Source organism: Neomesorhizobium albiziae, assembly GCF_900114255.1.
In the GTDB taxonomy this organism is placed as follows: Bacteria; Pseudomonadota; Alphaproteobacteria; order Rhizobiales; family Rhizobiaceae; genus Neomesorhizobium; species Neomesorhizobium albiziae.
On the sequence record NZ_FOSL01000001.1, the window covers coordinates 85,000 to 109,345 of the forward strand.

Annotated in this window: 25 protein-coding genes; 13 read left to right on the top strand and 12 right to left on the bottom strand. The window is 62.7% G+C overall.

Annotation, left to right across the window (positions count from 1 at the left end; genetic code table 11):
- Positions 1-95: 95 nt before the first annotated feature.
- Together F3H98_RS00410 and F3H98_RS00415 are read left to right on the top strand one after the other, a co-directional pair.
- Positions 96-797: a glycosyltransferase family 32 protein gene (locus F3H98_RS00410; protein ID WP_149757159.1), complete on the top strand. Its 702-nt coding sequence runs from the start codon at positions 96-98 to the stop codon at positions 795-797.
- Positions 798-955: 158 nt separating this feature from the next.
- Complete coding sequence (locus F3H98_RS00415; RefSeq protein ID WP_149757161.1) at positions 956-1,447, top strand: Gmad2 immunoglobulin-like domain-containing protein; 492 nt, start codon at positions 956-958, stop codon at positions 1,445-1,447.
- Positions 1,448-1,465: 18 nt separating this feature from the next.
- On the opposite strand, the gene dapB is transcribed toward F3H98_RS00415, so the two are convergent.
- From dapB to F3H98_RS00435, 4 genes are all read right to left on the bottom strand, one after another.
- Complete coding sequence (gene dapB, locus F3H98_RS00420; protein ID WP_149757163.1) at positions 1,466-2,275, bottom strand: 4-hydroxy-tetrahydrodipicolinate reductase; 810 nt, start codon at positions 2,273-2,275, stop codon at positions 1,466-1,468.
- A gap of 199 nt (positions 2,276-2,474) precedes the next feature.
- Positions 2,475-3,041 (bottom strand): GNAT family N-acetyltransferase, encoded by a 567-nt coding sequence (locus F3H98_RS00425; RefSeq protein WP_149757165.1) that lies wholly within the window; start codon positions 3,039-3,041, stop codon positions 2,475-2,477.
- Positions 3,038-3,895, bottom strand: coding sequence for a 3-mercaptopyruvate sulfurtransferase (sseA, locus tag F3H98_RS00430; protein ID WP_149757167.1), 858 nt, complete (start codon positions 3,893-3,895; stop codon positions 3,038-3,040). Before sseA ends, F3H98_RS00425 begins: the two co-directional genes overlap by 4 nt.
- A gap of 87 nt (positions 3,896-3,982) precedes the next feature.
- Positions 3,983-4,450, bottom strand: a complete 468-nt coding sequence (locus F3H98_RS00435; RefSeq protein ID WP_149757169.1) for an Lrp/AsnC family transcriptional regulator — start codon at positions 4,448-4,450, stop codon at positions 3,983-3,985.
- 125 nt (positions 4,451-4,575) lie between these two features.
- Between F3H98_RS00435 and F3H98_RS31670 the strand changes: the two genes are divergently transcribed.
- Both F3H98_RS31670 and F3H98_RS00445 read left to right on the top strand, forming a co-directional pair.
- Positions 4,576-4,896, top strand: a complete 321-nt coding sequence (locus tag F3H98_RS31670) for an antibiotic biosynthesis monooxygenase (protein WP_149757171.1) — start codon at positions 4,576-4,578, stop codon at positions 4,894-4,896.
- A gap of 104 nt (positions 4,897-5,000) precedes the next feature.
- Positions 5,001-5,324, top strand: coding sequence for an antibiotic biosynthesis monooxygenase family protein (locus F3H98_RS00445; protein WP_149757173.1), 324 nt, complete (start codon positions 5,001-5,003; stop codon positions 5,322-5,324).
- A gap of 19 nt (positions 5,325-5,343) precedes the next feature.
- On the opposite strand, the gene F3H98_RS00450 is transcribed toward F3H98_RS00445, so the two are convergent.
- Together F3H98_RS00450 and F3H98_RS00455 are read right to left on the bottom strand one after the other, a co-directional pair.
- Entirely contained in the window at positions 5,344-6,090 is a 747-nt protein-coding gene (locus F3H98_RS00450; protein WP_149757175.1) for an alanyl-tRNA editing protein, read from the bottom strand.
- Positions 6,090-7,124 carry a cysteine synthase A gene (locus tag F3H98_RS00455; protein WP_149757177.1) on the bottom strand — a complete coding sequence of 345 codons (1,035 nt, stop codon included), beginning with the start codon at positions 7,122-7,124 and terminating at the stop codon, positions 6,090-6,092. The genes F3H98_RS00450 and F3H98_RS00455 overlap by 1 nt, the downstream gene beginning before the upstream one ends.
- A 262-nt stretch (positions 7,125-7,386) precedes the next feature.
- On the opposite strand from F3H98_RS00455, the gene F3H98_RS00460 reads away from it, so the two are divergent.
- Both F3H98_RS00460 and F3H98_RS00465 read left to right on the top strand, forming a co-directional pair.
- A complete protein-coding gene (locus tag F3H98_RS00460; protein ID WP_149757180.1) occupies positions 7,387-8,268 on the top strand; it encodes an SDR family NAD(P)-dependent oxidoreductase in 882 nt (293 codons plus the stop codon).
- 132 nt (positions 8,269-8,400) lie between these two features.
- A complete protein-coding gene (locus F3H98_RS00465) occupies positions 8,401-9,375 on the top strand; it encodes an alpha/beta hydrolase (RefSeq protein ID WP_149757182.1) in 975 nt (324 codons plus the stop codon).
- 1 nt (position 9,376) lies between these two features.
- On the opposite strand, the gene F3H98_RS00470 is transcribed toward F3H98_RS00465, so the two are convergent.
- Positions 9,377-10,573, bottom strand: coding sequence for an MFS transporter (locus tag F3H98_RS00470; RefSeq protein ID WP_149757184.1), 1,197 nt, complete (start codon positions 10,571-10,573; stop codon positions 9,377-9,379).
- A gap of 107 nt (positions 10,574-10,680) precedes the next feature.
- The gene (locus tag F3H98_RS00475) at positions 10,681-12,066 is read right to left on the bottom strand and encodes a DEAD/DEAH box helicase (RefSeq protein WP_149757186.1); all 1,386 of its coding nucleotides are present in this window, start codon (positions 12,064-12,066) and stop codon (positions 10,681-10,683) included.
- Between the two features lie 415 nt (positions 12,067-12,481).
- Here F3H98_RS00475 and F3H98_RS00480 point away from each other — a divergent pair, with 415 nt between their 5' ends.
- From F3H98_RS00480 to F3H98_RS00495, 4 genes are read left to right on the top strand one after another with little or no spacing between them, the layout of a single operon-like run.
- Positions 12,482-12,829, top strand: a complete 348-nt coding sequence (locus tag F3H98_RS00480; protein ID WP_149757188.1) for an ArsR/SmtB family transcription factor — start codon at positions 12,482-12,484, stop codon at positions 12,827-12,829.
- Positions 12,813-13,289 (top strand): SRPBCC domain-containing protein, encoded by a 477-nt coding sequence (locus tag F3H98_RS00485; protein WP_149757190.1) that lies wholly within the window; start codon positions 12,813-12,815, stop codon positions 13,287-13,289. Before F3H98_RS00480 ends, F3H98_RS00485 begins: the two co-directional genes overlap by 17 nt.
- Before the next feature lie 15 nt (positions 13,290-13,304).
- Positions 13,305-14,378 (top strand): NHL repeat-containing protein, encoded by a 1,074-nt coding sequence (locus F3H98_RS00490; protein WP_149757192.1) that lies wholly within the window; start codon positions 13,305-13,307, stop codon positions 14,376-14,378.
- Positions 14,379-14,429: 51 nt separating this feature from the next.
- Complete coding sequence (locus F3H98_RS00495; protein WP_149757194.1) at positions 14,430-15,239, top strand: SDR family NAD(P)-dependent oxidoreductase; 810 nt, start codon at positions 14,430-14,432, stop codon at positions 15,237-15,239.
- Between the two features lie 76 nt (positions 15,240-15,315).
- Here the strand turns inward: F3H98_RS00495 and F3H98_RS00500 are convergent, their stop codons facing one another.
- From F3H98_RS00500 to F3H98_RS00510, 3 genes are all read right to left on the bottom strand, one after another.
- Positions 15,316-16,113: an FAD binding domain-containing protein gene (locus tag F3H98_RS00500; protein WP_149757196.1), complete on the bottom strand. Its 798-nt coding sequence runs from the start codon at positions 16,111-16,113 to the stop codon at positions 15,316-15,318.
- A gap of 120 nt (positions 16,114-16,233) precedes the next feature.
- Positions 16,234-18,582 (bottom strand): xanthine dehydrogenase family protein molybdopterin-binding subunit, encoded by a 2,349-nt coding sequence (locus F3H98_RS00505; RefSeq protein ID WP_149757198.1) that lies wholly within the window; start codon positions 18,580-18,582, stop codon positions 16,234-16,236.
- A 133-nt stretch (positions 18,583-18,715) separates the two neighbouring features.
- Positions 18,716-19,216 carry a (2Fe-2S)-binding protein gene (locus F3H98_RS00510; RefSeq protein WP_149757200.1) on the bottom strand — a complete coding sequence of 167 codons (501 nt, stop codon included), beginning with the start codon at positions 19,214-19,216 and terminating at the stop codon, positions 18,716-18,718.
- Positions 19,217-19,476: 260 nt separating this feature from the next.
- Here F3H98_RS00510 and F3H98_RS00515 point away from each other — a divergent pair, with 260 nt between their 5' ends.
- Both F3H98_RS00515 and F3H98_RS00520 read left to right on the top strand, forming a co-directional pair.
- Entirely contained in the window at positions 19,477-20,664 is a 1,188-nt protein-coding gene (locus F3H98_RS00515; RefSeq protein ID WP_244621549.1) for an FIST signal transduction protein, read from the top strand.
- Positions 20,665-20,675: 11 nt separating this feature from the next.
- Positions 20,676-22,013, top strand: a complete 1,338-nt coding sequence (locus F3H98_RS00520) for an ATP-binding response regulator (RefSeq protein ID WP_149757202.1) — start codon at positions 20,676-20,678, stop codon at positions 22,011-22,013.
- A 122-nt stretch (positions 22,014-22,135) separates the two neighbouring features.
- On the opposite strand, the gene F3H98_RS00525 is transcribed toward F3H98_RS00520, so the two are convergent.
- Positions 22,136-22,819 carry a response regulator gene (locus tag F3H98_RS00525; protein WP_149757205.1) on the bottom strand — a complete coding sequence of 228 codons (684 nt, stop codon included), beginning with the start codon at positions 22,817-22,819 and terminating at the stop codon, positions 22,136-22,138.
- 583 nt (positions 22,820-23,402) lie between these two features.
- On the opposite strand from F3H98_RS00525, the gene F3H98_RS00530 reads away from it, so the two are divergent.
- The gene (locus tag F3H98_RS00530) at positions 23,403-24,290 is read left to right on the top strand and encodes a sugar phosphate isomerase/epimerase family protein (protein WP_149757207.1); all 888 of its coding nucleotides are present in this window, start codon (positions 23,403-23,405) and stop codon (positions 24,288-24,290) included.
- Positions 24,291-24,346: the final 56 nt, after the last annotated feature.

Sequence of the window (24,346 nt, forward strand, 5' to 3'; positions counted from 1 at the left end):
CCACAGCCACCCGTTTCCTGCCGACAAGAATTCATTAACCACTCGACACCCACCGACAATTGACGCTATGTCGCTGACACCATCGCGGAAACCCCATGAAAATTCCGAAAATCGTCCACCAGACATGGAAGTCCAAGACAGTGCCCGTGCGCTGGCAGGGGGCGGTCGCGAGCGTGCGGCAACACCATCCAGGCTGGGAATACCGGCTGTGGACCGACGCCGAAATGGACGCCCATGTCGAGGCACATCAGCCGGAACTCTGGCCGGTCTATCGCGATTTCGACAAGAACATCATGCGCGCCGACGTCTTCCGCTACGTGGCGATGCACGATATCGGCGGTCTCTATGCGGACCTCGATTACGAATTTCTGCGCCCCTTCCCCTATGGCAGCACGCAACTCCTGCTCTCGGAAGAATTCTCGCTGAGCTTCGGCGACAGCCTCGACCAGATCGCGAACTACGTGTTTGCGTCGCGGCCCGGCCACCCGTTCTGGAAGGACGTCATCACCGACCTGATCGACAATCCGCCCGGCGTCGGAGACTACACGGATGTGATCGATGCGACTGGTCCGGGCTTCCTGAGCCGAGTCTTCTTCACCAACCGCGACCGCTACGAAGGCGTGACGGTGACGCCGAAACCGGCGTTGAGCCCGACCCGCCTGCACAGCTCGCTGGAGCGCAAGATCCTGCTCAACTCCGGTGTCACATACGGTCTGCACCATGGTTCGGGCTCCTGGAAGGAGCGCTGGACCCCCACCTACGTTCGGACGAAGATCGCCAAGGCGCTGCGGCTCTAGAACCGCTCGCGGCAACGGTCTGCTGACGATCTGCCGTCGCGGTGGATTATCCGCTGCCCGCCCGCCAGGCTGATGAAAGTGTGAGCCAGTTCATCGACAACACCGACGCCAGCGCGCATTCTGCATGCTGGCGGCGGTGGCGTGAGGGAACATCAGCCATGACCAATCAGATCCAGCAGCCCAAACCATTCGATCTCGTCGGCGACCCCATCCTCATTGGCGGCATTGGCCAGGGCTTCGAGGCGACGCTCAACTGGCGCGTTCATGACGGCCACGACGAGCGCACCGGCTTCTTCAATGTCGGCGGCGGCACCGGTGAACACGGCCAATTCCAGATCGCCGCGCAAATCGGTGCGGCCGCCTTCCAGCTTGACCGGCTGTTCGTTGAAGTGTTCGAGGAAAGCGCCAAGGACGGGTCCGAAATCAACAAGGTCATCGTGCCGGTCATCTACGGTCCGCGCATTGTGCCGGGCTATATCGGATTTCGCATCCACCAGGTGGTGAGCGGCGACACGCTGTCGAAGATCGCGCGCGACAATTATGGCGACCCGAGCCTGCATACGCGCATCTCGCGTGCCAATCCGGTCGAGATCAGCGATCCCAACCAGATATTCGTCGGCCAGCGGTTGAAAGTGCCTATCGGAGCATGATCCGGACGCGGGACGGCATCACATCTCGATGAGTGAATCCAGTCCCCTCACCAGCCCCTTGATCTTTACCACGTGGCGGATCGCCAGCAGGGTGCCGCCGACGTATGGCGCTGCCGAGGACCCGGCATCGTGGCGGATGGTCAGGCGCTCGTCCGGCAGGCCGAACAAAGCCTCGCAGGAGAGAATGTAGGACGGCAGCCGCAGCGCATGCACCTGCACGCCTGGCGCTTCGCCAACAGCGCCGCCACGCGTCGCCGGAATGCCGGAAACCTCGGATTGCGGCTTCGCCGTCGACGCGCCGCGGATATCGGCCAGCGCCTCGGCCAGTTCGCGTGCCGTGCCCGACGGCGCGTCGGGCTTCTTGGCGCTGGCGTAGTCGATCACCTCGACATCCGGCACATATTTCGCGGCCATCAGCGCGAAGCGTTTCATCAGCGTGGCGGTGATCGAGAAATTGCCAGCGGCGATGACGCCGACGCCATTTCCGCGCGCTGCAGCGTCGATCTCGGCATAGTCGGCAGCCCCGAGGCCGGAGGTACCGATCATCACATGGCGGCCGTTGGAAATCGCTGTCAGCGCATGTTCCTTCACGGCCACCGGCTTGGTGTAGTCGACCACCACGTCGGAGGTGCCCTTCAGCGCCTCTTCCAGAGTCGCGGTCACGTCGACGCCGATCGGCGCCAGGCCGATCGCCGAACCGGCATCCCAGCCCGCGGCCCCTCGCGCCACGGCGCCAGCCAGCTGCATGTCAGGCTCGGCGACGATCGCCGGGATCAGTGCCTTGCCTACCCAACCGGTCGCGCCGCTCATCACCACCCGTATCGTCATCTCGCGCTCCATACGTCGAAGAAATCCATGCATTCGCGATAGAGCATTTTGCAGCCAGGTGGAATCACCTGGCGTCGCACAAATGCGGCCGAAACAAATCGATGCGCATGGACTTCTGGCAATGCCGCGAGAGGCGAAGACGGCTGGCGCAAGGCCATTTGGTCAGGCACGAATGTCCGGTACGGCAAAAACTGCCGTTCTAACCCCGCATGACGCTGGCCGAGCGGTCGGAAAAACTCATCGGCAGCACGGCTTCCTTTTTCTGCCCTACCGGCGAGAACCCGAGCCGCTGGTAAAGCGGAAGGGCCGCAGGATGGTCGAGGGTACAGGTCTGCACGGTAACGACCTTGGGCGTGTAGGACCACGCCGCCTCGACCGCCGCGCCGAGGAACCAGCGGCCGATACCCTGACCGATCGCATGCTCCATCATGCCGAAATAGGAAAGCTCCACTTCGCCCGGCAGATGCGTCTTGAGATCGAAGAAGCCTGCTGGCGCGCCGTCCAGATAAAGAACACGGATATCACGGTCGGGGTCGTGGATCTTTCCGGCGAGTTCCTCGTCGCTCATCCTCAGCACATTGACCCAATGCCATTTCCGCCCCACCCGGTCGATCAGGTAGCGGTAGTAATGCAGCTGCATGTTGCGGGTGCGCATCAGCGCGACCTGCCGGTTGTAGGGCAGCGGCGGATAGTGCGACGGCGGCGCGCTCATCTCGAGGAAGGTTACGGTGACAGGGATCGCTTCGATCTTCTTTTCCGCGCTCATGGTCGATCCTTGCCCGTCGAAACCGGCGTGTCCGAACGCTTTCCCCACTCGCTCCACGAGCCGTCGTAGAGCCTGTTGGCGGTATGGCCAATGGTACGCAGCGCCAGCGTGATGATCGCCGCGGTAATACCCGAACCGCAAGAGGTGACGATCGGTTTCGACAGGTCGAGACCTGCCTCCTCCAGCACTTCCTTCAGGCGTTCAGGTGGCAAAAGCTTGCCGTTCTCCGACAGGGTCGGCGAAGGCACGTTCCTGGCGCCGGGCATGTGGCCGGAGCGCACGCCGGCCCGCGGTTCCGGCTCAATTCCAGCGAACCGCCCGGGCGAACGCGCGTCGGCGATCTGTACTTTGTTGCCGCCGACGATTTCCCGCATGTCGGAAAGCGTGGCGAGCTGCGTGGCGTCGAAATCGGCATGGAACACACTGGGCGCGATCTTCGTCACATCGGCGGTCACCGGGCGCCCTTCGGCTTTCCAGCGGTCAAAGCCGCCGTCGAGCAGATAAACCTGGTAGACGCCCATGACACGGAACATCCACCAGACCCGCGGCGCCGAGTACACGCCCGGCCCGTCATAGACGATGATCGTGTCGTCGGCCGAAATGCCCATCGAACCGACATGCCGGGCAAAGACTTCCGGGCTTGGCAACGTATGCGGCAGGTCGGAATCCGGCTCGACGATCTCGTCCTGGTCGAAAAACTTGGCGCCTGGAATGTGTGCCGCCTGATATTCGACGCGCGGATCGCGCTTCTGGGCCGGCAAATACCAGGACGCATCGACGATCGATAGGCCGGGATCGGACAGATGCTCCTGCAACCAGTCGGCATCGACCGTGAAAGGGCTTTCGTTCGGCATTTCTTCTACCACTCCTGGAAAGATCGCTGGCGATCATGTTGCATAATCGCGGCCCCGGCAAAACCGCAAGCCGCCAACGAAGCGCAACTACAGTGGCAGCGGTGCGGCGGTCTTGATCGAGCGCAACGCGAAGTTGGAGCGGATGCCGGCCACCATCGGCAAGGTCAGCAGCCGCTCCGACAGCAGCCTTTCGTAGGCGGCCAGATCTTTTACCACCACCTCCGCCAGGAAATCATCCTCACCCGACACCATGAAGCAGGAAACCACTTCCGGAATTTCATCGAGCGCGGCACTCAGCCGGTCGGCATTTTCGCGAGTATGCTGCAGCACCTTGAAGCCAACGAAAACAGTCAGCCCAAGTTCGACAGCATTGCGGTCGATATCGACACGATAGCCCCGGATGACGCCCTCCTCCTGCATGCGCTTGGTGCGCCGCAGGCATGGCGACGGCGACAGATTGACCGCCTCCGCAAGTTCCACATTGCTTAGCCGCCCGTCCCGCTGCAAAGCCTTGAGAATACGTAGATCGGTCTCGTCCACTGCAACTTCAGCCATTTTCTGCCTATCAGTAACGCAAAATCGGTAGAATATAGCTTATTCGAAGCAATCCGAGCAACAGATAGCAAGGACATGCCCCGGCCAACCATGCGAAAAGAAAGCAGCGAAACCGGACAACGAACATGATCAAACGCATCTGGCATGGCTACACCAGCCCCGAAAATGCCGACGCTTACGAGAAACTGCTGGAGACGGAAGTTTTCCCGGGCATCGAGGCCAAAAACATTCCGGGTTATCTGAGCATCGAACTCTATCGGCGCGATCTCGGGGCCGAAGTCGAGTTCACAACCGTGATGAGCTTCGCGTCTCTCGACAACGTCGTCGCTTTCCAGGGCGAGGATTACGAAACAGCCTATGTTCCCGCCGCCGCGCAGAAAATCCTGCGGCGCTGGGATGCGAAATCGTCACACCACGAACTGAGGATCAGCAAAAGCTACCAATGAAAACCCGCAGTGTTGAAGCTTTCTTGGTGCTTGCATCTTGCATCGGCCGACTGACATAACCACTTCCGAAGCTTCGCCGGGGGGCAAAGCTCAAGGGGTTGCGAATGATCAGACGGATTTGGCGCGGCTACACTCGGCCCGAAAATGCCGATGCTTACGAGCACCTGCTGGACAGCCTGATGTTCCCCGCCGTCGAGGGCATGCGCCTGCCTGGCTACAAGAGCATGGAGCTGCTGAGAAGGGATACCGACGACGGGGAAATCGAATTCGTCTGGGTGATCAATTTCGATTCTACCAAGGATCTCAGCCCGTTGCGGGCAGAAGGCAACGATCCGGTTTCAGTTCCCCGCGCCGCTCAGAAGCTGCTGATCCGCTGGGACGAGCGCGCCACCTACTACGACATGCGGCAAAGCCGACCGCGGGGATAAGCCCGCTGCGCAACAATCCCTACTGAGCGGCCATCGGCCCGAACCGCAGCCTGAAGCGGCGGTTCTCGCGGCCCTTCTTCTCGATCTTTCCGACATGAATTTCGCCGATCTCGCCAGTGGCCTTCACATGGGTCCCGCCACAAGGCTGGCTGTCGACTGAAGCATCCTCGCCGATGCAGACCAGGCGGATTTTTCCGGTGCCGGCCGGCGGCCGCACGTTCTTCGATTTCACCAGTCCAGGATTGGCCGCCAGATCGGCATCCGTGATCAACCGCGTGAAAATCGGATGGTTCGCCGCCACCAATTCCATCAGTTTGACCGTCACGTCCTCCTTGGAGAAACCGGCGTCGGGAATGTCAAAGTCAACGCGCGACTCGTCCTCGCCAACGGAGGCGCCGGTGATCGGATAGGGACAGACGACCGTCAGCAGGTGGCAGGCGGCATGCATGCGCATCAACCGGTAGCGGCGTTCCCAATCGATCGCCAGCTTAAGCCTTTCGCCGATGGACGGCAGTTCCTGCCCCGTGGCCGGCACATGGATGATCTCGTCCTTGGTCTCTCCGGTGATGGTCGCGGCAATTGTTATCGCCGCACTGCCATTGGCGCGGCCTAAGCTGCCGGTGTCGCCCGGCTGCCCGCCCGACGTGGCATAAAAGATCGTCCGGTCGAGAATGATGCCGCCACGATCGTTGATTGCGACGACCATTGCGTCCGCCTCGCGGAGATAAGCGTCGTCGCGAAACAGCGCTTCGGTCGAAAGCGCCATCACGCCACCGCCTCGAACGGCACGGAAAACTGCGGTCCCTCCTCCATCCAGCCGGGCACCGGCAGGTTCTTGGACCGCAGAAACTCCGGATTGAACAGCTTCGACTGGTAGCGGGTGCCATAATCGGCGAGAATGGTCACGATGGTGTGGCCCGGGCCGAGCTCACGCGCCAGCCGGATCGCACCGGCGATGTTGATGCCGGAAGAGCCGCCAAGGCAGATTCCCTCTTCTTGGATCAGGTCGAAGACGTAAGGCAGCGCCTCCTCGTCCGGCACCTGGTAGGAAAAGTCCGGCGTGAAATCTTCCAGATTGGCGGTGATGCGCCCCTGCCCGATGCCTTCGGTGATGGACGAGCCTTCGGCCTTCAGCACGCCTTCGGTGTAGAAGCTGAACAGCGCCGCGCCCAGCGGGTCGGCCAGCGCGATCTTCACGTTCCTGCTCTTCTCCTTCAGCCCGAAGGCGACGCCCGCAAGCGTGCCGCCTGTGCCTACCGCTGACACGAAGCCGTCGACCTTTCCGCCGGTCTGCGTCCAGATTTCCTCGGCGGTGGTGCGGATATGGCCCTCGCGATTGGCGACATTGTCGAACTGGTTCGCCCAGATGGCGCCGTTCGGGTCGCTTCTGGCTAGCTGTTCGGCGAGCCGCCCGGAAACTTTGACGTAGTTGTTGGGGTTCTTGTAGGGAACCGCGGGCACTTCGATGAGTTCGGCGCCCATCACCCGCAGCGTGTCCTTCTTCTCCTGGCTCTGGGTGTCGGGGATGACGATCACCGTGCGGTAGCCCAGCGCCTTGGCGACCAGCGTCAGGCCGATGCCGGTGTTGCCAGCGGTACCCTCGACGATCACCCCGCCTGGCCTCAGCAGGCCCCTTCGCTCCGCGTCGCGAATGATGAACAGCCCAGCCCGGTCTTTCACCGACTGGCCGGGATTCATGAACTCTGCCTTGCCGAGGATTTCACAGCCGGTCTCTTCCGAGACGCGTTTCAGCCGAATCAGCGGCGTGTTGCCGATTGCGTCGATCACCGAACGGTGCATGGGGATTCCTTCATTGAAATGCGAAACGACCCTAAAAACCGTGCGACCCGCTTTCAAGGCACGAATTTGCGTGGTCCAGCCACATTTGTCGAATTGGCCGCACTGCTTCCGAAAACAGACACATTTTTTGGCAAAAAGCCGCCATCTGCAAATTTTGGCGGATCGCTTGGCCTTTCGGAAAAATTCGCCCCCATTCGTGGCGCTCTTTCCAACGAGCCAGCACGCCTCTAGGTATAAGCCAAAACGAGAGGGACGAGATTTCATGGGGCTGTACCGGGCGTTGCCGGAGGATGGCGTGGCTTGGGTGACCGGGGCAAGCAAGGGCATCGGCCGGCAGGTGGCGCTGGATCTCGCCCGCCAGGGTTACACAGTCGCCGCGACCGCCCGCAACGCTGAAAGGCTTGCCGCACTCGCAGATGAGGTCAGCGGCCTGAAGGGCCGCATCGTTGCCTTTCCCGGCGATGTCACCGACGAGAAGGCAATGCTCGAGACCGTCGCCGCGATCGAGGAAAGGTTGGGCGCCGTGGTGCTCGCCGTGCTGAACGCGGGCGCCTATTATCCGGCGCGGGGCGATGCGCTGGAGGTCGCCAATTTCGTCAAGACCTACCAGATCAACCTGTTCGGCGTGCTGCACGGCCTGGTGCCGCTGATCGACCGCATGCGCGAGCGCGAGCGCGGCCAGATCGCGCTCATGGGTTCCGTTTCGGCCTATGGCGGCCTGCCGATGGCCGCCGCCTACGGCGCCAGCAAGGCAGCACTGAACAACATGGCCGAGGCGCTGAAATTCGACCTCGACAAGATGAACATTCGCCTGCAGGTGATCAATCCGGGCTTCGTCGAGACGCCGCTGACGAACAAGAACAATTTTGCCATGCCGGCCCTCATATCCGTGGAAAAAGCCTCGGCGCGCATCGTCGAGGGGCTCAGGACCGGCGGCTTCGAAGTCGCCTTCCCGCGCCGCTTCGCCTGGTTCCTGAAATTCGTCAACCTGTTCCCGCACCCGGCCTATTTCTGGTTCCTGAACTGGGCGATGGGTTGGCGCAAGCGACCGCTTGGGCCTGCACGCCGGTCCCGAAAAATAAGCTTGACCTCGAAAAAGATCCGGCTGTTTTCAGATAAAGGTCGCGCCAAAACAAAGAGATAGAGCTGCATTCTGATACGACGGAAGCCGGCTCCAACCTGACCTTGCGGCATCCACGCTTGCACGGCCGGCCCGTTGCGCCGTCTTTGCCGCGGCGCTACAGCTTCCAGGCGCGATTGCGCGCGGGAGGTAGCCATGGGGCGCAAGATCGTGACCGGCATTCTGATCGTTCTCGCGCTTCTGCTGGTTGCTTTCGCTCTGGGTCCGCGTGTCGCCGTCGACACGTCCTTGCATTTCGATGCCACCGCGATCGGCAGAGATCCGGACGCCTATCTGGCGAGGACAGAGGTCGCCGTGCCCGGCATCCGTGACGGGCTGCAAAAGGAAATCGTCTGGGCCGATCCCGCCACGAAGGCAAAGACGCCGCTGGCGATCGTTTATGTCCATGGCTTTTCCGCTTCCAAAGGCGAGGTCCGGCCCCTGCCCGACGAGGTGGCGGCGGCACTTGGCGCAAACCTGTTCTTTACCCGTTTCACCGGCCATGGCGGGGATAGCGCCGCTATGGCCGAGGGCTCTGTCAACGCATGGGTGAACGACTATGCCGAGGCGATCGCCATCGGCCGCACCATCGGCGACCGCGTGGTGGTGATCGCCACCTCCACCGGGGCAGCGCTCGCCACATGGGCCGCCACGCAGCCGGATTTGAGCAACGGCGTGGCCGCCATGACGTTCATCTCGCCGAACTACGGCGTCCAGGCTTCCGGCGCCTTTATCCTGACCATGCCGTGGGGCAAGCAGATCGCCGAACTGATCGTCGGCAAGGAGCGCAGCTTTCCCGTCGAGAACGAATTGCACGGGAAATTCTGGACGAGCCGCTATCCAACCAGCGCGACGTTGCCGATGGCAGCACTCACCAACCTCGCCCGCGACACCCCGGTTGAAAAGATCGCGATTCCCGCGCTGTTCATCTTTTCGGACGCCGACAAGGTGGTGCGGCCCGACCTGACCCGCGCGATTGCGGCGCGCTGGGGTGCGCCGCACGAGATTTTCCCGGTCGAGCGAAACGACGACCCCTCGAGCCATGTACTCGCCGGCGACGCGCTGTCGCCGTCGACCACCGACGCGCTGGCCGAGCGTATCGTCGTGTGGATCCGAGCCACCGTTCGATAGTCTATGTTCTCTCGGGTTTCGCGTCGCGCGAGAAGAGATAGATCGCCAGCGCGATGCCAAGCATCACCGCGTAGAATGTGAACAACGCGGTATAGGCGGCGGCTGGCTCGCCTGGCACCGCATTGGCGGTAACCACCGCACCGGTAGCGAACTGCATGGCGCCGACGCCGCCAATGGTGAAAAAATTCATCAGCGTTACGCCGCGGCCGACCAGATGCGGGGGGAAGAAGGCGCGCGCATGCGCCATCATCAGGCCATAGCTCATGCCGCACAGACCGATCACCACCAACGCAGCAGTCGTTGCCGAAATGCTCGAGACGGTGAAAACAGCCAGAAAACAGATTGCTGCAAGACTGATCGAATTACCTATCAAACCAACCCATTTGCGGGTCTTCAAGAATGTATCGAGCGGGCCGTAGACGAAGGAGCCCACGACCATGGCAAGCGCCATGAGCAGCGTAACCTCGCCTATGACGAGCGTGCCAGCGCCGTAGACCTCGGAGAGGTAGGGGCCGGCCCACAGGCCACGGATGCCGGCAGGCGGCGCGTAGTTGATCGCAATCAGCGGAATGATCGGCCACAGAACCCGCATGCGCAAAAGTTCGACAAAACCGGAGAAGCCGGCGCTGCCGGTCGGCATGCCTTCGGGGCGGGCCGGATCGCGCACCAGCGCAAGCACCGCGGCAGCCGTCAGCAGCGTGAAAAGACCGAGCCCGGCCATCACTGGACGCCAGCCGAAAGCCTCGGCGGCGTTGGCGAGCGGCGATGCGCCAATGACATTGCCGGCCGCACCGAATGCAACCAGCCATGATGTCAGCACGGCAAACCGCGCCTTCGAAAAGATGCGCGCGAAGATGAACAGGGCTGCCATCAGCACCGGCGCGCAGCCGATGCCGATCAGCACCATAGCCGCGGTGATCATCCAGGGTTGCTCTGCCGCCGCGAACAGGAACGCGCCACCGCCGCCACCGGCCGCAAGCAGGATCGCCGCGGTGCGCCGTGGTCCGTAACGGTCGAGCGATACGCCGATGGCAAATTGCGACAGCGCGAAGGATATGAAGAAAGCGCCGGACGCGAGGGAAAGATCGGCGTTGGTCGCGCCAAGCTCGACGATGAGCGCCGGCGTCAGCACCGCCATAAACGAGCGGTAGAATTGCGACAGCACATAAGCGATGGCAAGTACCGCGATGCCGGCCATGTCTCCCCCAAAAAGCAAGGCGGCCGAAGCTTCGCCTCGACCGCCCTACGGCTCTTCGACAGGGAATGCAATGGACCAGGCGCCGTGGCGCTCGGCCCAAGTTTTTATCAGGCGGCGCGCGCCGCCGGACGGCGACCGCCGAAGCGGCGCTTGTTGCCGTTCCTGAAAGGCTTCTGGCCCTGCGGCTTGCCGCCTTCCGGCTTGGCGCCGAAGGCCGGCTTGCTGCCGCGCGGCTTGTGCCCGTGCGGCTTGTGGCCATGCGGGCGGCGCTGCTCGCGGTCGTTGGCGGCCTCACGAACCTGCTCGGCGCGCTCGCGCGGATCGCGCTGCGGGTCCGGCTGGCCGGTATGGTCGGCGGCAACCGGCAGCTTCATGCGGATGATGCGCTCGACCTGACGCAGCTTCGCCGCTTCGGTCGGGTCGCACAGCGTGACGGCAATGCCGTCGGCGCCGTTGCGGCCCGTGCGTCCGACGCGGTGTACGTAGCTTTCAGCCTCGTCCGGCAGGTCGAAATTCACCACGTGGCTGATGCCGGGAACGTCGATGCCACGCGCCGCGATATCGGTCGCCACGAGGATGCGGACGGAACCGTCGCGGAAACCGTTCAGCGCCTTCTGGCGGGCATTCTGCGACTTGTTGCCGTGAATGACGGCGGCGTTGAAGCCGTCGCGCTCCAGGTCGCGCACGACGCGGTCGGCGCCGTGCTTGGTGCGGGCAAACACCAGCACCGAGCTCATCGCCTCGTCGGCAAGCATGGTCGACAAGATCTGCCGCTTCTGCTTGGTGCGGGCCATGATCAGGCTCTGCTTGATTTCGACTGCCGTGGTGCCCTGCGGCGAAACCTCGACGCGCACCGGCTCCTTCAGCAGGCTCTGCGCCAGTTGCTCGATTTCGGCCGGCATCGTTGCCGAGAAAAGCGCCGTCTGGCGCTCCCGGTGCGTCGCCTTGGCGATGCGCCGGACATCGTTGATGAAGCCCATGTCGAGCATGCGGTCGGCCTCGTCGAGCACCAGCCAGCGGGTTTCGGCAAGGCTGACATCGCCCTCGCGCACCAGGTCGGTCAGGCGGCCGGGCGTGGCGACGAGAATGTCAACGCCCTGCTGGATGCGCTTGACCTGGCTGAAGCGGGACACGCCGCCGAGCACCAGCGCCGTCGAAACATGCAGGCCCTTGGCCAGAACGCGGATGGTGTCTTCGATCTGCACCGCAAGTTCGCGGGTCGGCGCAAGGATCAGAGCGCGTGCCGTCTTCGGCAGGCGCTTGGTGCCGAGGCCCACGATCTTCATCAGGATCGGCAGGCTGAAAGCCGCCGTCTTGCCGGAGCCGGTCTGGGCGACGCCGAGGATGTCGCGACCCTGGAGTTGCGCCGGGATGGCCTGGATCTGGATCGGCTTCGGCTCGACAAAGCCGGCGGCAACCGTCGTCTTCAGCAGCGGACCGGTAATGCCAAGTTTCGCGAAGCCATTCTGCTCCGCATTGATTTCGTTATTCAATTTGTTCTTCTTTCAAGCGGCACTTTGGCCGCACGCGGTGTCGCGGCAGGGCGCAACCTGCCACCTTTGATTTTTTTGAAACGACAAGGCGGCGGGCTTTTATGGCCCACGCGGCTGCGCTGTCGTGCCCGCAAGCCTCTTGCCCGCAGGACTATTTCCGCCACTTGCCGAATCCGGAAAGGGAGAAAACAGACGCAACCAGTCCTATTGATCAGGAAAGCCGGTGAATCCCGGCCCAAGCGCCTATGCCGCCGCATATGGGGGAATTCGCCGCAAAAGGCAAGAAATTAAATGCTGCAGTGCAAACGGCTGCCAGGCGGCCACTTCTGTCAGGAGCGCGCACCACCCACAATTGACAGCCAGCTCGCGAAGGCGTATTCAACCAAACTGTTAATCAACAGATTGATTGAATATAATGACGACCGATCCCCTCACCACGACTTTTTCCGCGCTCGCCGATCCCACCCGCCGCGCCATCCTGGCGCGCCTGTCGCTCGGCGAAGCCACGGTCAACGAACTGGCGAAGCCTTTCGACATCAGCCTCCAGGCGGTGTCGCGGCACCTGAAAGTGCTGGAAGGCGCCGGCTTGATCTCACGCGGCCGCGAGGCGCAGTGGCGGCCTTGCCGGCTGGAAGCGCTGCCGCTCAGGGATGTCGACGGGTGGCTGCAGCGCTACCGAAAACTCTGGGAACAGAGCTTCGACAAGATGGACGCCTATCTCGCCGAACTGACGAAAGGAAAAGGCAATGAACGCCCAAGCTAGGACAAAACCGCTGGCAGACGACGAATTGTTGATCGTTCGCACCTTCGATGCGCCGGCGTCGCTGGTGTTCCGCATCTGGGAACTGCCCGAACACATGGTTCGCTGGCTTGGGCCGGAAGATTTCACCTGCACCGCGCTCGAACACGACTTTCGTCCCGGCGGCGCCTGGCGCGCCTGTATCGTGGCCGACGCGTACGGCGAGAGCTGGATGGGCGGCCGCTTCCGGGAGATCGAGCGAAACAAACGCATCGTCACCTCCTTTGCCTGGGAAGACAAGGATCGCCCCGGGATGGACACGCTGATCACCGTCACGTTCGAGGAGCGCGACGGCAAGACTGTCCAGACGTTCCACCAGACGCCATTCATCTCGGTCGAGGAACGCGACAGCCATGTCGGCGGCTGGAACTCCTGCTTCAACCGCGAGCAGACCTACGTCGAACAACTGGCCCGCACCGCGTAACTCCGGGAGTGGATCATGGCTATGCGCAAAACGGCGCTGGCGCTGCTCGCCCTTCAGTCCCCGATACTGGGAGCAGTAGCAGGCGAAGTGCAGGACGGGCGCTGCGGCGGAACAGCAGATGAAAAATACATCTGCGGGCCGGCCAATGCCGAAGATCTCGTCGTCATTCCCGGCACGAACTGGATCCTGGCCAGCCGCATGGCCAACTCCGCCGACAGGGAAGGCATGTTCTACCTGCTCGACGCGAGCGATCATTCCTGGCGCAAGCTCGACATCGACGCCATTGCGGAGGCTCGGGACAAGACCCTTTATCCGGATTGCCCGGGCAAGCCGACTTCGGCCTTGCAGCGCGGCCACGGCATCGCGCTGGACGCGCGCAACGGCGCCCTGAAGCTTCTGGCCATCAACCATGGCGGCCGTGAATCCGTGGAGATTTTCACCGTGACGAAAAACGAGGGCGCGGAACCTTCCCTCGCCTGGGCCGGCTGCGTGGTTGCGCCGCAAGGCGCAATGCTGAACAGCGTCGCCGCGCTGCCGGAAGGCGGCTTCGCCGTCACCAAATTCTTCGATACGACTAACAAAAATTGGGGTGAAGACCTGTTCGCCGGCAAGGAAACCGGCGAAGTGCTGGAGTGGTCGCCGAAAGACGGCTGGAGCCCGGTTCCAGGCACCAAAATGTCCGGACCCAATGGCATCGCGTTGTCACCCGACGCCGGCGCCTATTTCATCGCCGAATGGGGCGGCGGCAAACTGCACAAGGTTTCGCGCAAAACCGGCGAGCGCCAGTCCATCGACACCGGCATGCATGCCGACAATCTGCAATGGGACGCAGAAGGCAGGCTTCTGGTCGCCGGCCAGTTCTTCGACGATCCAATGGCCTATCGCTCCTGCCACATGAGCGAGGCGCCGGTCTGCGCCTTTCCGTTCAAGGTCCTGCGCGTCGATCCCACCACGCTGGCGAGCGAAACACTGGTTAGCGAAGGGGAGCCCAAGGAATTCGGTTCCGGCACCACCGCTCTGGAAGTCGGCGACGAATACTGGATCGGCACATCGCGCGGCGACCGCATCGCGCGGATTCCCAAGCCCTAACCGACCAGTCCAAACGTATCGGCCGCTCATCACTGTGGAAGGGAGAGGAAAATGCTGCTTCAAGACAAGACCGCCGTCGTCTATGGCGCCGCCGGCCATATCGGCGGCGCGGTGGCTCGGGCCTTTGCCGCAGACGGCGCCAGGGTTTTCCTCGCCGGCCGCACTTTGGAGAAGGTGCGTCGCCTCACTACCGAGATCAACGCCGCCGGCGGCCGAGCCGAGGCGGCCGAAGTCGACGCGCTGAACAAACAGGCCGTCGAAGACCATCTCGGCGCGGTCGTCGAAATGGCCGGAGCCGTCGACATCTCTTTCAATGCAATCGGCATTCGCGGCGATCTGCAGGGCACGCCGCTGGTGGAAATGACCTTGGAGGATTTTACGCTCCCGGTCGAAATCGGTATCAAGACTCACTTTCTTACCGCGACTGCAGCCGCACGCCATATGGCGAAGAAGGGTTCGGGCGTCATCCTCACCCTCTCCTCGACCGCCGCCGGCCTTTCCGGCCGCGACCGTGTCTTCCATCGCGCTGGCGGTTTCGCCACCGCTTGCACGGCGATCGAGGCGCTGTCGCGCACGCTGGCCGGTGAACTCGGGCCGCAGGGCATCCGTGTCGTTTGCCTGCGCTCCGACGCTATCCCCGAAACTTGGCCGCCCGAGTTTCCGGACCATCCAGTCGAGACCAAAATCTATGAGCAAGCCGCCGAAACCAAGATCTACATGGAAAAGGGCACGGCTTTGGGACGTTTGCCCAAGCTGCGCGAAATTGCCGACGCTGCCGTGCTGATGGCGTCGGACCGCGCCAGCGCGATGACCGGCACTATTGCCAACCTCACCTGCGGTTCGATCATGGATTTGAACTGAGCGATGAAAACCGCCAGTCGCCCAAGAAAAAAGGGCCTTTGCAGGCCCTTTTTCACGTCATGCTTCAAGTTGGCGATCAGCCGTTGGCCGCAGCTACCGCGCGTTTCGCCATCACCGCGACCAGATTGGCGCGATATTCCGGCGAGGCGTGCAGGTCGCCCATCATGTCGGAAGCCGACAGTTTGATGCCGTCCAGCGCGGGCGCCTCGAATTTCTTCGCCAGCGCCGCCTCCATTTCCTTGGAGCGGAAGACGCCATTCTCGCCGGCGCCGGTGACCGCGACGCGCACCCCGTCCTTGCCTTTGGCGGCGAAAACGCCGGCGATCGCATAGCGCGAGGCCGGGTTCGGAAATTTGGCATAACCCGCCTTGGCCGGCGCGGTGAAGGAGACGCCGGTGACGATCTCGCCATCCTTCAGCGCCGTCTCGAACAGGCCGGTGAAGAACTTAGACGCCTGCACCTTGCGCTTGTTGGTGATGATGGTGGCGTCGAGCGCCAGCATCGCGGCGGGATAGTCGGCCGCCGGGTCGTTGTTGGCGATCGAGCCGCCGATGGTGCCCTTGTGGCGCACCTGAGGGTCGCCGATGTGGCTGGCCAGATGCGTCAGCGCCGGGCAGGCTTTCGCGAGCTTGGCATTTGTCGCCACGTCGTGATGCGTGGTGGCAGCACCGATGGTGACGGTCTTGCCCGATACAGTCACGCCGGCAAGCGCTGCGATCCGGCTGATGTCGACAAGGTCTGAAGGTGCGGCAAGCCGTGTCTTCATTGCCGGGATCAGCGTCATGCCGCCGGAAAGCAGCTTGGCGTCACCGGATTTCAGCAATTTGGCGGCATCCGCGACCGACGAAGCGCGATGGTAATTGACGGAATACATGTGCGTTGGCTCCTTCAAGGAGTGAATGGTGAATAGTGAATGGTGAAAAGTTATCGGTGTAAGGGAACGGGCCGAAGCCCCGATTTCCACTCACCATTCGCTATTCACCATTCACCTCGCTTAGTGCTTCGCCTGGATCGCCGCCCACACCGTCTGCGGCGTTGCCGGCATGGTCAGCTTGTTGTTGCCGATGGCGTCGGTAATGGCATTGATGACGGCCGGCGGCGAACCGATGGCCCCTGCCTCGCCGCAGCCCTTCATGCCGAGCGGATTGCCCGGGCATGGCGTGTTCGACGTCGACACCTGGAATGACGGCAGGTCGTCGGCGCGCGGCATGGTGTAATCCATGAAGCTGGCTGTCAAAAGCTGGCCGCTCGCCGCGTCGTAATGCGCCCCTTCGAGCAGCGCCTGGCCTACGCCTTGCGCGATACCGCCATGCACCTGCCCCTCGACGATCATCGGGTTGATGATGTTGCCGAAATCGTCTGCGGCGACGAACTGCACTATCTGTGTCTTGCCGGTGTCCGGGTCCACCTCGACCTCGCAGATGTAACAGCCGGCCGGGAAGGTGAAGTTGGTCGGGTCATAGAAAGCGGTTTCCTTCAGTCCCGGCTCCATGCCGCCCGGCAGGTTGTGGGCGGTGTAGGAAGCCAGCGCCATCTGGAACCACGGCACGTTCTTGTCGGTGCCGGCGACCTTCAGCGCGCCGTTCTCGATCACGATATCGCCCTCGTCGGCTTCGAGCAGGTGTGCGGCGATCTTCTTGGCCTTGGCTTCGACCTTGTCGAGTGCCTTGACGATGGCCGACATGCCCACAGCACCCGAGCGCGAGCCATAGGTGCCCATGCCCATCTGCACCTTGTCGGTGTCGCCATGCACGATCGAGATCTGATCGATCGGCAGGCCGAAGCGTTCGGAGACAAGCTGGGCGAACGTCGTCTCGTGGCCCTGGCCGTGGCTGTGCGAGCCAGTCAGCACCTCTATGGTGCCGACAGCGTTGACCCGCACCTCGGCACTTTCCCACAGCCCGACGCCCGCGCCGAGACTGCCCACCGCCGCCGACGGTGCGATGCCGCAAGCTTCGATATAGCAGCTCATGCCGATGCCGCGCAGCAGCCCCTTCTTGGCGGCGGCAGCCTTGCGTTTGGCGAAGCCTGCATAGTCGGCCGCCTTCATCGCGGCGTCGAGCGAAGCTGAATAGTCGCCGGCGTCGTAGCACATGATGACCGGCGTCTGGTGCGGGAACTGCGTGATGAAGTTCTTGCGCCTCAACTCGGCCGGCGAAATGCCAAGCTCGCGGGCCGCCGTTTCCATGGTGCGCTCGACCACGTAGGTGGCTTCCGGCCGCCCTGCCCCGCGATACGCATCGACGGGCGCGGTGTTGGTGTAGACGGTGCGCACATTGGCGTGGATCGCCGGGATGTTGTACTGGCCCGACAGCAGCGTCGCATAGAGATAGGTCGGCACCGACGACGAGAACAGCGACATGTAGGCGCCGAGATTGGCGATCGTATCGACCTTGAAGCCGGTGATCCGGTTATCCTTGTCGAACGCCATCTCGACGGTCGTGTGGTGGTCGCGGCCATGCGCGTCGGTCAGGAAGCTCTCGGTGCGGTCGGCCACCCACTTGACCGGCACGCCGGTCCTCTTCGAGGCCCACAGGCAGATGATCTCTTCCGGATAGATGAAGATCTTGGAGCCGAAGCCGCCGCCGACATCCGGCGCGATGACACGCAGCTTGTTCTCAGGAGCGACATTGTAGAAAGCGCTCATCACCAGCCGCGCCACATGCGGGTTCTGCGAGGTTGTCCAGCAGGTGAAGTGATCCTCGCCGTTGTCGTAATGGCCGAGTGCCGCGCGCGGCTCCATTGCGTTGGGCACCAGCCGGTTGTTGACGATCGACATGCGGGTGACATGAGCGGCTTGTCTGATCGCCTCGTCGGTGGCTTTGGCGTCGCCGATCTCCCAGTCGAAGATCAGGTTGCCCTCGGCTTCGGGGTGGAGCTGCGGCGCACCGCTCTTCAGCGCTTCGGCGGCGTCGGTCACCGCCTTCCTTTCCTTGTAGGTGATCTCGACCGCCTCGGCGGCGTCGCGCGCCTCGCCTTTGGTGTCGGCGACAACGATGACGACGGCGTCACCCACATAGCGCACGCGGTCGACCGCAAGCGGCGACCAGGCGCCCATTTTCATCGGGCTGCCGTCCTTGGAATGGATCATCCAGCCGCAGATCAGGTTGCCGATGCCGTCGGCCTTCAATTCCTTGCCGGTAAGCACGCCGATGACGCCCGGCATGCCTTGAGCCTTCTTGACGTCGATCTTCTTGATATCGGCATGCGCATATGGGCTTCTGACGAAAGCGGCGTGCTTCATGCCCGGCACCACCATGTCGTCGACGTAGCGGCCGCCGCCGGTGATGAAGCGTTTGTCCTCTTTGCGGGCAACCCGTGCCCCAATGCCTTCCATTCCCATCAGAGTTCTCCTCCAGAACTGTAAGAATAGTGGGTGGCGGGCGGAAACGATCGGCGGCTCATGTAGCGGGCGCGATCGTCACCGGGCGGATTGGAACATCTTTCCTGACCGCCCAAACCCGATCGACGGATCCTCAGGCAGCTTTCTTCGCCTTCCCCTTGCCGGCTTTCGACATCGCCTGCGACGCGGCAAGGATCGCCTTGACGATATTGTGGTAGCCGGTGCAGCGGCAGATATTGCCTTCCAGCTCGGCGCGCACCGTCGCCTCGTCGAGGCCTTCCGGGTAGCGGCGGATCATGTCGGTCGCCGACATGATCATGCCGGGCGTACAGAAGCCGCATTGCAGGCCATGATTTTCCTTGAACGCCGCCTGCACCGGGTGCAGTTCCGCGCCGTTGGCGAGACCCTCGATGGTGACGACCGTGGAGCCGGATGCCTGTGCTGCAAGCATCGTGCAGGATTTCACCGCCTTGCCGTCGACATGCACGATGCAGGCGCCGCATTGCGAAGTGTCGCAGCCCACATGCGTGCCGGTCAGGCCGACATGCTCGCGCAGGAAATGCACCAGGAGTGTGCGGTCCTCGACGGACGCTTTTACGTTCCGTCCATTCACCGTCAAAGATACGTCGGACATGATCCCTCCTCCCACCATGTGCCGGAGCTCTGCCGGCTGGTTCTTGTAGCCTCGGTCCGGGCGGCCTGTCAGGACCCCGCGGGACGCCTCCCCTAGAATGTCGGTGAGAATGCTGCCGCCCCATTTCCCGGTATATTGTACTTTCGACCGAACGCTGTCCGACATCAAGATTGCAAAAACCGAAATTGCCGCAGATGATGCGCGCCAACCGGCGACATCGAGCGCCGGACGGATAACCATAGAGGAGCGCCGAGAAGCCCGTGTATTCGCGTGCCGAATATGCCTGCGGAATCACCGTGCTGACGTCGTCGGAGGCCGATGCCGAGGCGTTTGCCAGCGGTATCGCCGAGGAGGCGCGGCGCTGCGGCGCGGGCTTTGCCTATCTGTTTTTCTCGATGCGGACTTTCGATCCGCACCACCTTAACGCGGCCATGCTGAAGCATGCGCCTGGTCTTGAGGTGGTGGGTTGCTCGACATCTGGAGAGATCACGCCTGACGGCATCGGCGAAGGCCACGCGCTCGCCATCCTGCTGCCTGCAAAGAATTTCACCGTTGCCTCCGCCACGATCGAAAACATCGCGAGCTCGGGCATGGACACCATTGTCGAGGAGGTCGACCGGCTGCGGCGGACGCTTGCCGACAAGACTCGCGGCAAAACTGGCCAGGACCGGTTCGCAATGTGCCTGATCGACGGCATGTCGTTTGCCGAGGAGAAGATCACAGCGGCGCTGCACTGGGCGCTCGACGACATTCCGCTGATCGGCGGCTCGGCCGGCGACGATCTGAAATTCGAGCACACCGTGCTCCTGTCGGATGGCAGGGTTTCCGACGGCAGCGCCATCGTCATGCTGGTGTCCACCGACGTTCCGTTCAGCATCTTCAAGACCGACAACTTCATCCCGACCGACGCCAAGTTCGTCGTCACCGCATCCGATCCCGAACGCCGCACCGTGCTGGAGCTCAACGCCAGCGCGGCCGCGAAGGAATACGCATCCGCGGTCGGCAAGGACATCGCCGAGCTGACCCAGAGCGGCTTCGCCTCGCATCCGGTGGTGGTCAAGGTCGGCGGCGAATTCTATTGCCGCGCGGTGCGCGGCATCCTCGATGACGGCTCGCTGGTGTTTGCCTGCGCCATCGACGACGGCGTCGTTCTGACACTCGCGGAGGCGCGCGGCATGGTCGAAACGACCCGCGCCAAATTCGAGGAGATAGAGAAGCGGTTGGGCGGCATCGACATGGTATTCGGCTTCGACTGCGCCTACCGCCGCGTTGACGCCGAGAACCGGCAGGTGATCCGCAAGATGTCGGAACTCTACCAGCAAAACCACGTTATCGGGTTCGGCACCTTCGGCGAACAGTACCAGTCCATGCATCTCAACCAGACCCTGACGGGCATCGCCTTCGGCCGGCAGCCCAAAGAGGCGGTCCTGCCCGCCGCGGCCGAATAGCGGCGGCTTTCATGCCCATCCGCGCGATCGAGGATATCGACAAGCTCCGGCGCATCAACGAGGCGCTGGTTTCGCGTGTCGAGCGCTCGATGGAACAGCAGGGCAATGCCTTTTCGCTGTTTCAGACGGCGATCAACCTGGAAACCCGCGTCCGCACCCGCACCGAGGAATTGCGCGCCACGCTGCGCCATCTCGAACAGTCAAACCTCGAGCTTGTAGCCGCCAAGGAAAGTGCTGAACAGGCGAACCTTTCAAAGACCAGATTTCTCGCCGCCGCGAGCCACGACGTCTTGCAGCCTCTCAACGCCGCGCATCTTTCGATCTCGGCGCTTGCCGAACTGCAGACCGGCGAGGAAGGCCGCAAACTTGTGCGTCAGGTCGAGCGGTCGCTGGAAACGATGGAAGACCTGCTGCGCACCTTGCTCGACATTTCCAAGCTGGATGCCGGCGTGGTGCAGCCCGAGATCGGCGACGTTCCGCTGGAACCGTTGTTTTCCTCGCTGAAATCGGACTTCCAGCCGTGGGCGGCAAACAAGGGGCTGAAGCTGCGCTTCCGGCCGACCCACGCCGTCGTTCGCTCCGACCGCACCTTGCTGCGGCGTATCTTGCAGAACATCATCTCCAACGCCATCCGTTACACCAGGACCGGCGGCGTGCTGGTGGGCATGCGCTATCGCGGTCCGATCCTCAGGATCGACATCGTCGACACCGGCCGCGGCATCTCCAACGATCAGCGCCACGCCGTTTTCGAGGAATTCAACCGCGGCGGCGCCGCCGCCGACACCGACCTCGCCGGCGGCCTTGGCCTCGGCCTTGCCATCGTGCGCCGCATGGTCGACGCGCTCGGCCACCGCGTCGACTTCTCCTCGCAACTCGGCCGCGGCACCGTCTTCCACGTCGATGTGCCGCTGGCCATCGGCCCGCACTCCGAACATGCAGCAGTTGCGAACGAAGTTGAAAAGCCGCGCGGTTATGGCCTTTTCGGCACCAAGGTCCTGCTGATTGAAAACGACGCCGCGGTGCTCGAGGCGATGAAGGTGCTGCTCGAGCGCTGGCGCTGCGATGTGCGCGCGGCAACCGCGACCGAAGAGGCCCTCGACGCGCTTGGCGATACCGGCTGGGTGCCCGACATCATCATCGCCGACCAGCATCTGGACCATGGCGACCTTGGAACCAGCACCATCGCCGAGGCGCGTGATTACCTTCAGCGCCAGGTGCCGGCGCTTCTTATCACGGCCGACGCGTCGGACCCGCTGGCGCGCCTAGCGCGCAGCAGCGGCATCGAACTGATGCGCAAACCGGTGAAGCCGGCGCAACTGCGCGCGCTGCTGGCGCATTTGCTGGCGTAGGCAGTAGGCAGTAGGCAGTAGGCAGTAGGCAGTAGGCAGTAGAAACGGAACCCCCCGCTCGTCCTGCCGCAAAGCAGAAAACTGCGAAAGTTCCGACTGCCTACTGCCTACTGCCCTATTCCCTAGAATCCTGCCTGCTCCCGAAACAGCTCCGCATTGTCGAGCTTCGACACCTCGATCACGGCCTGGGTCCGGCTGTAGACGTTGAGCTTGCGCAGGATCTCCGAGACGTGCGCCTTGACCGTTGTTTCGCCGACCTGCAGCTCATAGGCGATCTGCTTGTTGAGCAGGCCCTGGCGCAGCATTTGCAGAACGCGCAATTGCTGGGGCGTCAGCGTCGCCAGCCGCCGCACCATTTCGGCGCGGTCCGCGCTCTCGGCGTCGGGCGCCTGCCCGCCATAATTTTCCGGCACGTGGATGGCGCCTTCCATGACCGAGCGTATCGCGTCGGCAAGATCGGCCTTGCGCACTGATTTCGGAATGAAGCCGGCGGCCCCGTAGGACAGGGCCTCGGAAATGATCTTCGGCTCTTCATGGCCGGAAACCACGACGATCGGCAGGCGTGGATACCGGGTGCGCAGTTGCAGCAGCCCTTCGAACCCCTGAACGCCGGGAATGTTGAGATCGAGCAGCGCGAGATCGAACGGCCTTGGGCCCTCGAGCAGCTCCAGCGCTTCGGTGACAGTGCGCGCCTCGACCGTATCGGCATCGGGATAGGTCATCTGCACGGCGCTGTGCAGCGCCTCGCGAAACAGCGGGTGGTCGTCGATGATCAGAAACCGGGCGGCTTCACTCGTTGCGCTCATTTTGTAGCCCTGCCGTTTCTTCTCAGTGGCGGTTCTGCGCCGCCGGCTGGTTGCAACGCTCCACGCCACACAGCCCAGAATACCGAAGCGTCCGGTCGTCCATTATTGGCAAATAGTATACCGGACTGATGACGGCGCCAGCGCGCAAGGAGTTTGTCCAGAGGTTTCCGGGCGATCGGCCGCGCATCCGAAAACAGCAAAGCCGACGGCGCCCCCCGACGCCATCGGCTTGCCATCACGCCGCCAAGTCTCCCGGGCGGCTGGACTCACGCCAGCATGGGGCCAAGCCGGCTTTTTTGGTAATACCAATTTTCCTGCAATAGTCAACACTGGCGTAAAACAACCGACGCTAGAAAAAATTCGACTGACCGAGAAATTAATTCAATAAATACAGATAGATACTGTTTCGTCTGCCACTCTCCTGCCACCTTCTTGCTGACGTAGCGGAAATGCGTTAGAACCGAAACAGAGCCTAATTGGTAGAACCAGATTGCATCCAGCGACCGGGAATCGCCTGTTAGGGAGGAGAAGGCGCTGGCTATATCGACGGCGCGAATGCAGGCGAATTCTGGAGACCAAACACATGCACCTTTCGACGCACAACTGGATGCGTGCTGAACCGCTGGCGAAGACGCTCGCCCGGATCAAGAAGTACGGCTACGAAAGCATCGAGATTTCGGGCGAACCGACCCAGTACGACGTCAAGGAAACCCGCGCCCTGCTCAAGGAGCACGGCATCCGCTGCTGGGGCGCGGTGACGCTGACGCTCGGCGAGCGCAATCTCGCCGCCAGGGACGAGGGCCAGCGCGCCCGTTCCGTCGACTACGTCAAGAACGTCATCACCATGGTTTCCGAACTCGACGGCGAGATCGTCACGCTGGTGCCGGCGACCGTCGGCAAGGTGGTGCCGGACGGCACCGAGGAAGAAGAGTGGAAATGGGTGGTCGACGCCACCCGGGAGTGCTTCGCCCATGCGCGGAAAAAGGGCGTACGCATCGCCATCGAACCTCTAAACCGTTTCGAGACCTATTTCTTCAACCGCGCCGCCCAGGCCCTGGCGCTCGCCGACGCGGTCAGCCCCGAATGCGGCGTCTGCCTGGATGCCTTCCACCTCAATATCGAGGAGGAAGACATGTATGAGGCGATCCGGCTCGCGGGAAAGCGCCTGTTCGACTTCCACGTCGCCGACAACAACCGCTTCGCTGCTGGCCTCGGCCAGCTCGACTGGCCCAAAATCATCGGCACGCTCAAGGAAATCGGCTACGACGGCGCTGTCACCAACGAATTCGTCGCACCCGTAGACCGCACGCCGGCCAACAAGTACCCGACCATGGTCGAGCGCAATCCGGTCGACATCCCGCCTGAGCAGCTGAAATTCATCCAGGACCACGGCTCCAGCCTGCTGACAGAAAGTTTCTACGCCGACCAGATGCGCATTACGGCGCAAACCATCCTGCCACTGATCAAATAGGTGGCCGTTGCTTTTGTCGGAACAGCACCCCCTCGCGCCGGAGCTGGCGGAAAGGT

Excerpts from the sequence above, each read along its gene's own strand:
- F3H98_RS00410 (WP_149757159.1), top strand. The coding sequence starts at position 96 with ATGAAAATTCCGAAAATCGTCCACCAGACATGGAAGTCCAAGACAGTG.
- F3H98_RS00415 (WP_149757161.1), top strand. The coding sequence starts at position 956 with ATGACCAATCAGATCCAGCAGCCCAAACCATTCGATCTCGTCGGCGAC.
- dapB (WP_149757163.1), bottom strand. The coding sequence starts at position 2,275 with ATGACGATACGGGTGGTGATGAGCGGCGCGACCGGTTGGGTAGGCAAG.
- F3H98_RS00425 (WP_149757165.1), bottom strand. The coding sequence starts at position 3,041 with ATGAGCGCGGAAAAGAAGATCGAAGCGATCCCTGTCACCGTAACCTTC.
- sseA (WP_149757167.1), bottom strand. The coding sequence starts at position 3,895 with ATGCCGAACGAAAGCCCTTTCACGGTCGATGCCGACTGGTTGCAGGAG.
- F3H98_RS00435 (WP_149757169.1), bottom strand. The coding sequence starts at position 4,450 with ATGGCTGAAGTTGCAGTGGACGAGACCGATCTACGTATTCTCAAGGCT.
- F3H98_RS31670 (WP_149757171.1), top strand. The coding sequence starts at position 4,576 with ATGATCAAACGCATCTGGCATGGCTACACCAGCCCCGAAAATGCCGAC.
- F3H98_RS00445 (WP_149757173.1), top strand. The coding sequence starts at position 5,001 with ATGATCAGACGGATTTGGCGCGGCTACACTCGGCCCGAAAATGCCGAT.
- F3H98_RS00450 (WP_149757175.1), bottom strand. The coding sequence starts at position 6,090 with ATGGCGCTTTCGACCGAAGCGCTGTTTCGCGACGACGCTTATCTCCGC.
- F3H98_RS00455 (WP_149757177.1), bottom strand. The coding sequence starts at position 7,124 with ATGCACCGTTCGGTGATCGACGCAATCGGCAACACGCCGCTGATTCGG.
- F3H98_RS00460 (WP_149757180.1), top strand. The coding sequence starts at position 7,387 with ATGGGGCTGTACCGGGCGTTGCCGGAGGATGGCGTGGCTTGGGTGACC.
- F3H98_RS00465 (WP_149757182.1), top strand. The coding sequence starts at position 8,401 with ATGGGGCGCAAGATCGTGACCGGCATTCTGATCGTTCTCGCGCTTCTG.
- F3H98_RS00470 (WP_149757184.1), bottom strand. The coding sequence starts at position 10,573 with ATGGCCGGCATCGCGGTACTTGCCATCGCTTATGTGCTGTCGCAATTC.
- F3H98_RS00480 (WP_149757188.1), top strand. The coding sequence starts at position 12,482 with ATGACGACCGATCCCCTCACCACGACTTTTTCCGCGCTCGCCGATCCC.
- F3H98_RS00485 (WP_149757190.1), top strand. The coding sequence starts at position 12,813 with ATGAACGCCCAAGCTAGGACAAAACCGCTGGCAGACGACGAATTGTTG.
- F3H98_RS00490 (WP_149757192.1), top strand. The coding sequence starts at position 13,305 with ATGGCTATGCGCAAAACGGCGCTGGCGCTGCTCGCCCTTCAGTCCCCG.
- F3H98_RS00495 (WP_149757194.1), top strand. The coding sequence starts at position 14,430 with ATGCTGCTTCAAGACAAGACCGCCGTCGTCTATGGCGCCGCCGGCCAT.
- F3H98_RS00500 (WP_149757196.1), bottom strand. The coding sequence starts at position 16,113 with ATGTATTCCGTCAATTACCATCGCGCTTCGTCGGTCGCGGATGCCGCC.
- F3H98_RS00505 (WP_149757198.1), bottom strand. The coding sequence starts at position 18,582 with ATGGGAATGGAAGGCATTGGGGCACGGGTTGCCCGCAAAGAGGACAAA.
- F3H98_RS00510 (WP_149757200.1), bottom strand. The coding sequence starts at position 19,216 with ATGTCCGACGTATCTTTGACGGTGAATGGACGGAACGTAAAAGCGTCC.
- F3H98_RS00520 (WP_149757202.1), top strand. The coding sequence starts at position 20,676 with ATGCCCATCCGCGCGATCGAGGATATCGACAAGCTCCGGCGCATCAAC.
- F3H98_RS00525 (WP_149757205.1), bottom strand. The coding sequence starts at position 22,819 with ATGAGCGCAACGAGTGAAGCCGCCCGGTTTCTGATCATCGACGACCAC.
- F3H98_RS00530 (WP_149757207.1), top strand. The coding sequence starts at position 23,403 with ATGCACCTTTCGACGCACAACTGGATGCGTGCTGAACCGCTGGCGAAG.